General features: G+C 39.6%; 5 protein-coding genes. 2 read left to right on the forward strand and 3 right to left on the reverse strand.

The features are described from left to right. The first annotated feature begins 207 nt into the window (after nt 1–207). Nucleotides 208–2,793, forward strand: a complete 2,586-nt coding sequence (locus tag L1D46_RS18980; RefSeq protein WP_130052486.1) for a TonB-dependent receptor — start codon at nt 208–210, stop codon at nt 2,791–2,793. 144 nt (nt 2,794–2,937) lie between these two features. Further along, the gene (locus L1D46_RS18985) at nt 2,938–4,422 is read left to right on the forward strand and encodes a sulfotransferase (RefSeq protein ID WP_130052487.1); all 1,485 of its coding nucleotides are present in this window, start codon (nt 2,938–2,940) and stop codon (nt 4,420–4,422) included. Here L1D46_RS18985 and L1D46_RS18990 read toward each other — a convergent pair. From L1D46_RS18990 to L1D46_RS19000, 3 genes are all read right to left on the reverse strand, one after another. Further along, nucleotides 4,355–5,257, reverse strand: a complete 903-nt coding sequence (locus tag L1D46_RS18990) for an alpha/beta fold hydrolase (RefSeq protein WP_130052488.1) — start codon at nt 5,255–5,257, stop codon at nt 4,355–4,357. The two genes, L1D46_RS18985 and L1D46_RS18990, sit on opposite strands and share 68 nt — an antisense overlap. A gap of 264 nt (nt 5,258–5,521) precedes the next feature. After that, nucleotides 5,522–5,905 (reverse strand): GFA family protein, encoded by a 384-nt coding sequence (locus L1D46_RS18995; protein ID WP_130052489.1) that lies wholly within the window; start codon nt 5,903–5,905, stop codon nt 5,522–5,524. A gap of 207 nt (nt 5,906–6,112) precedes the next feature. Beyond that, nucleotides 6,113–6,664 carry a cytochrome b gene (locus L1D46_RS19000; RefSeq protein WP_130052490.1) on the reverse strand — a complete coding sequence of 184 codons (552 nt, stop codon included), beginning with the start codon at nt 6,662–6,664 and terminating at the stop codon, nt 6,113–6,115. Nucleotides 6,665–6,836 lie beyond the last annotated feature (172 nt).

Genomic DNA, 6,836 nt, shown 5'->3' on the forward strand with positions numbered 1-6,836 from the left:
GAACAAGAAGAATAAGGAATAAATTATCCCCATTGATTTCATAGACATAATCAAAAAACGAGCAATAAACAATCACAAAAAAACCAACAAACAACATGACATTAACAATTTGCAAAATAAATTTACAGGATGTATAAGAGATTTACACCAAGTTTAACATTTAGCTTCGGTGACATAATCACAAATATTCTAACTGGGGAAGTCAGAATGAAATTCAAAAATAATGCGCTACAACAAGCAATTAAATTTGCTTTAGCGACAACAACAGCAGGCCTGTTTGTGTCGGGTTCGGTTGTTGCTGCAGAACAAGCAGCTGAAGAAACTAAAGTTAACAAAAATGTAGAAAAAATTGCCGTAGTAGGTACTCGTTCAGCACCACGTTCAATTGGTGATTCACCTGTACCAATTGATATCATTGGTGGTGAAGAGCTAGATAAAGGTGGCAACACTGACATGCTAGAGCTTTTAAAAGGCTCTGTTCCTTCTTTTAACGTTCACCAAAACCCAATTAGTGATGCTGCGTCACTTGTACGTCCAGCTAACCTTCGTGGTCTTCCATCAGACAGCACTTTAGTGCTTGTTAATGGTAAACGTCGTCACCGTGCTTCTGTTATCGCATTCTTGGGTGGTGGTATCAACGATGGTGCTCAAGGTGCCGATATCTCAGTTATTCCAAGTATTGCTCTAAAACAAGTAGAAGTACTTCGTGACGGTGCTGCAGCTCAGTACGGCTCTGATGCAATCGCAGGTGTAATGAACTTTGTTTTAAAAGATGCCTCTGAAGGCGGTTCTTTCGAAATCCGTAAGGGTGAATACTACGAAGGTGATGGCGACACAACACAAATTTCAGGTAATGTGGGTCTTCCATTTACTGATAGCGGTTTTGCTAACTTAAGCTTCCAATATAAAACTGCGGATGCTACAAGTCGCTCAGTGCAACGTCCTGATGCAGCAGCACTTAACGCTGCAGGCGTGCCAGAAGTTTCTTCTCTTGCTCAAGTTTGGGGTGCACCTGAAGTCGATGACGATATTTCAATCTTTGGTAACATTGGCCTTGAATTAAGCAATTCATCTGAATTCTATATGTTTGGTAACTACTCTGAGCGTGATGTACGAGGTGGTTTCTACTATCGTAACCCACACACTCGTCCAGGTGTTTACTCAAATGACGGCGGTGAAACACTCCTTGTTGGTGATTTAACAGGCGATATGAGCGGTAACTGTCCTACCGACATCATGATTGATGATAACGTCTTAGATAACCAAAGATACATTGATCTAGTTGCTAACAACCCAGACTGTTTTGCGTTTAACGAAATGCTACCTGGCGGTTTTACACCTAACTTCGGTGGTAATATTACAGATACTGCTTTAACAATTGGTACTAAAGGTGAAATCACATCTGGTTTCCTTGAAGGTGCTTACTATGACTTAAGCGGTACAGTTGGTTACAACGAATCTCGTTACTTCATCTACGACACAATCAATGCATCATTAGGCCCAGAAAGCCCTCGTGACTTTAGCCCTGGTAAATATTCTCAGTTAGAGAAAAACTTCAACGCTGATTTATCAAAAGGTTTTGACTTTGGTTTAGCCTACGACGTTAACGTTGCTGGTGGTCTTGAATGGCATGAAGAAACCTTCACTGTTGTCGCTGGTGATGTGGCATCTTTTACAGCGGGTCCATTAACTCAACAAGGTTTTGGTATCGGCTCGAACGGTTTCCCTGGTTTCAAACCATCTGATGCTGGCGAATATACTCGCCGTAACTATGCAGCATATGTTGATGTTGAAGCACCATTTACAGAAGACTTCTTAATGGGCTTAGCACTGCGCTATGAAGACTACGACACATTTGGTTCGACAACTAACTACAAATTAACTGGTCAATATCACTTAACTGAAGACTTGAACATTCGTGGTTCAATCAGTACAGGTTTTCGTGCGCCAACGGTTGGTCAAGCAAACGTAAGTAACGTTCAAACTAACTTAAGCAGCGGTGTTCTAGTTGACTCGGCTCTTTTACCACCAACAAACCCAATTGCTGTGCAACTAGGTGGTACAGAGTTACAACCTGAAGAGTCACAAAGCTACACATTTGGTGCAGTATGGACCCTTGGCGACTTATTCTTCACCATTGATTACTACAACATTCAAGTTGATGACCGTATCAGTCAATCAGATAAAATTGAGTTAAGCCAAGCAGACAAAGACACACTTGAAGCAGCTGGTGTACCTAATGTACAAAACTTAGCGCAAGTTAGCTTCTTCACAAATGACTTTGACACAACGACACAAGGTGTAGATGCGGTTGCTAACTATTCAACTGAATTGTTAGGTGGCAGCTCAACATTTAGCTTAGCGTACAACTGGAACGACACCGAAGTAACTAAGTCGAGCCCAATTACAGGTGAATTTAAAGTAAGCCGTTTAGAAAATGACTTACCAAACCACCGTGCAACGCTTAGCTGGGCACAACAATGGGAGAACTTCTCGGCGTTTACACGTGTTAACTACTATGGCGAATACCAAGGCGTTCACGTAGATTACGATGCAACAGCCAAAACAGCTGATGCTGCAGTAACAATTGATGCAGAAGTTACTTACTTCCTAACTGAAGAGCTTAGCTTCTCTGTTGGTGCGACAAACTTATTCGACCAAGAAGCAGAGAAACTTGATTTCTTCGATAGTACAGGTATCCCAAACAACAACTGGGGTGGTAAATACTACGAGACTTCACCATATGGTATTAACGGTGGCTTCTATTACGTGAAAGCGACATATACTTTCTAATAGAAGTGCTTTCTAGGTTGAGCAATCAACCTAGAAAGTCGATACCCCGGATTTATTCTGGATATTTATAGTTAACCAAGGCGAAAGACATTTCGCCTTTTTCGTTTTATAGTAAATAAAAATAACAAATAACCCGCTATTACTATGCTGTTACAGAAAGCGAATCAACTACTAAATGAAAACAAGCTAAAAGAGGCTGAGTTTCATTTTAAAACCATTCTCGATTCAGATCCTGAAAATGGCGAAGCGTTATTTGGATTAGGCCGCATTGCGCTGCGATTAGAGCGTTATGATGCCGCGGTTTACCTTTTACAAAGAGCCTGTGAGCGCCTACCTCATATGCTTGAACCTTTACATGCTCTTGCGGATGCCTTCAATGGTGTGCATTCACCGCAAGATGCTTTAACTGTACTTGAATATGCTAAATCAATTGCTAGCCATAATCCTGAACCGCATTATTACCTCGCCCAGCATTATTTAACCTATGGTGAGTTAGACAAAGCTTATCGCATTTTAAAGCATGCTCTCAGTATGGGAAATTACCCAGTTACGGCGTACATATTATTTGAATTAGTACAGTTTGGCCGCTTTAATAACGAACATAATTACATAAATGAGCTACATCAATTTTTAACATTGACTAATAACCTACGTTTAAAAATGGTGTGTTATTATGCGCTAGGTAAAAGTTATGACCAGCTCAATGATACAGAGCAAGCCTTTAACTACTTCAGCCTAGCAAATAGATTACAAATAAAACTTACTCAGTTTAAAACCAGTGACTTAGTGCCTTTTTATCAGCGTATAATAGAGCAAAATACCGAAGAGCTAATAGATGCTAGAGACAAATCATTCACAGGCACCATTACACCCATATTTATTATTGGTATGCCAAGAAGTGGCTCAACGCTAGTAGAACAAATGTTGGCAAGCAATGATGATTTTGCAAGCTTAGGTGAAGATGCCAGTATCAGTAATCAGGTTGTTGCATATCTTGAACAACAAACACAGCTCCCCTACCCAGATTGCTTAGCAGAGCTAAACCAAGGGCTAATTAACAATGCCCGTAATATTTATATTGAACGAATAAAACAAGCGCCAGTTGTGCGGCCCTTTATGATCAATAAGCTGCCTGCGAACTATCAGTCACTTGGTTTGATTTACTTACTCTTTCCTAATGCCAAATTTATTAATATGCAGCGAGAGTATGATGCAATTGCTTGGTCGGTGTTTAGCAACTATTTTGCTGAAAACGAACCTTACTTTTGTTCTCTCCCAGAGTTTAAACAGTATTTTGATTTGTATCAGCAGTTAATGGAACATTGGCAAAACGTAATGCCAGAAGCAATTTTTGATTTAAGCTATGAAGCACTTGTCAGCGACAGCGAACAAACACTAACAGCGCTGTGTAAATTCTTAAACATTGAGTACAGCAAGCAGTTTTTAAATTTTTATAAGTCAAAAAAACCGGTGGCAACGCTCAGTAAAACGGCTGTAAGGCAGCCGTTAAGTGATAAAGCATTAGAGAAATACAAACGCTACGAGAGCGCAATGCACACGCTTATGCGTGAGTCTCAAACCAATTCAACAAATCAACAAACTGATCAAAACGCGCCTGTGGGTGAGTAAGCATATTTATGTGATCATAATCGACCTTATGCCCAAATTTACGGCCATAAATGGTCATCGTTTGCTTGCCGATGCCCGACTCTTCCATAAACTTTTCAATATCAATAGGCTGGCATAGCGCTTTATCTTTAATTCCCGCCACATGCATAATGGGTGGCAGTGCCTTATCAGCTAATGCGTTGGCGTAATCAAAGCCATCGTCTGTATCGACCCAAGGTTTACGCTTAGCCCATTGCATACTTTGATAATGTGATTTACGGGTTTCATCATCACTGCCCCACTTCAGCTTTTTAGCCGGAACAAAGCCATGCTTACGGGCAACTAAGGGTGCCAAGCCATACCAAATTAAATTACCTTGAATATACTTACTCGGATGATGATTATACAAAGACCGTTTAGAACCAAAATAGCCGCAGGCTTTCACATCATCAATCAACTCAGGAAAACGGGCAAACACACTGTTCATTAACACCCCGCCCCATGAGTGAGCAACCCAATAACGAGCAGGCTCGCCTTCAAGTTGTTTAATTTTATCTAGAAATGCGGGGATATCTTCTAAAATAGCCTCAGTTTGTCCATAGTTTGCATGCTTTGAAATCGCAGGTTTACTTTCACCACGACCACGTAAATCAGCCACATAGCAAGTATAACCATGCTCAGCTAAAAAAGGGGCTAAGCCTTTATTGCTGTGAGTGTAAAAGATTTTGCCATTTTCAACGGCACCATGCATAAAAAACACCGCAGGGCCCTTCGCATCAGTTTTGCTAATACGGCGTAAATGTAAAGTTTGGTTCTCAGCGAGTTTGATAAATACTGATTCTTGTTTAATCGTCACGTTTGACCTTTTTATTCTTATAGACTCATCGTACCAGCATCAAATTACGCCAGTCTATCCAGCAAAGCAAGCATTATGAAATGATAATCAAGGAACCGTTTTGACGTATGAAAGGGCTAAAGTAACCATTATTGTTAAACCTTACGGCGCTTTTCTAAAGCGCCGATATCAAGCCTAACTCAATGTGCCGCCATCACTAAATTTGAAGCAATCAAATGGCAAACCGAGCATAACGCTTTATAAAATACTCGCTAATATTTTAATTTATAAGATAACTTCATCCTTTGGATGATGGATTCCATCGTATATTTTAACTGGCTCTAAATCATAGGGGTTAACACCATCGAGACAAGCAACATTGATTGCAAATTGATGAGGGTTAGAACGCCTTTGATGATGAGTATATATTCCACATGTTTTACAAAAATAGTGTTTTGCTGCCATGGTGTTAAATTGATAGAGGGTTAAGTTATCTTCGCCTTTAATAATTTTCAGGTTTTCAAGCAAAACAGAAGCAGCAATTGCTCCACGCTTACGACACATGGAACATGAACAACGACGCGGGTCTTCTAAACCATGAGGCATAATCAGCTCTAACTCAACGGTGCCACAATGACATTTAGCATTGTGTACTCTTTTTATTTCCATATTGCTACCTCCCTTCTGACACTACAAAATTTAGAGTTGGGAATTAAATTTGATATGCTTTATTTCACCCTTATTCGCATATTTTAAGTATGGTAAAAATAATCTGTTCGGCCCCGTCACCTATCTCATTTACCAATAAAATTCTCTTCAATTCATTTTATGAACTTTTCCCGAGTTTATTTTGGGTTAGAAGCTTTTTTCTTGTATCTACTTTTTAGGACGTAACATACGTTTAAGGGTGTTATCTGCCAAAATATAATGGTGAAACAATGCAGCCGCGGCATGAAAGCCGATTAAGTAATAACCTAACTCGCCGACTGTTTCATGTATTTCTTTTATAGACTTACCCAACTCTTTGTTTTCACTTGCTAATGCAGGAAGCTCTATACCGAAAAATGGCACTGGTTTTCCTGACATACTCAATATTAACCAGCCTGCTATTGGCATCGCCAACATAAACACATAAAGCGCAATGTGTACTAATTTAGCTAAAGCATCTTGCCATTTAGCAGGCGTAGGCTGTATTGCGGGTATCGGACCTGCCAATACACGCATAACTATCCTCACAACGACTAAAGCTAAAACTGATAAGCCCAACATAAAGTGCCACATTTTAAAAGCATCGCGGGTTTCAGTACCTTTATCAAATAATTCACGTAGCTCAATACTAGCGAAAACCGTCACAATTAAAATAAACATAAGCCAGTGTAAGGCAATTGAAATAGTACTGTAATGAGTTGTTGTATTTTTAAAATTCATAATGCCTCGTTTGTACAGAAACGCATTCACAGTAGTACATAGTTTATATGCGTTTGAAATTCGTGGATTTAGTGTAGCGTTCAATCATTGTTACTTTAATGATCTGAAACATAAACAAGTTATAAATTATCTTGTTTATTTTTTACCTAGTATCTCACTCTACTTTGCTAAC

This window comes from Pseudoalteromonas sp. Isolate3, from assembly GCF_022398505.1.
Classification (GTDB): domain Bacteria; phylum Pseudomonadota; class Gammaproteobacteria; order Enterobacterales; family Alteromonadaceae; genus Pseudoalteromonas; species Pseudoalteromonas apostichopi.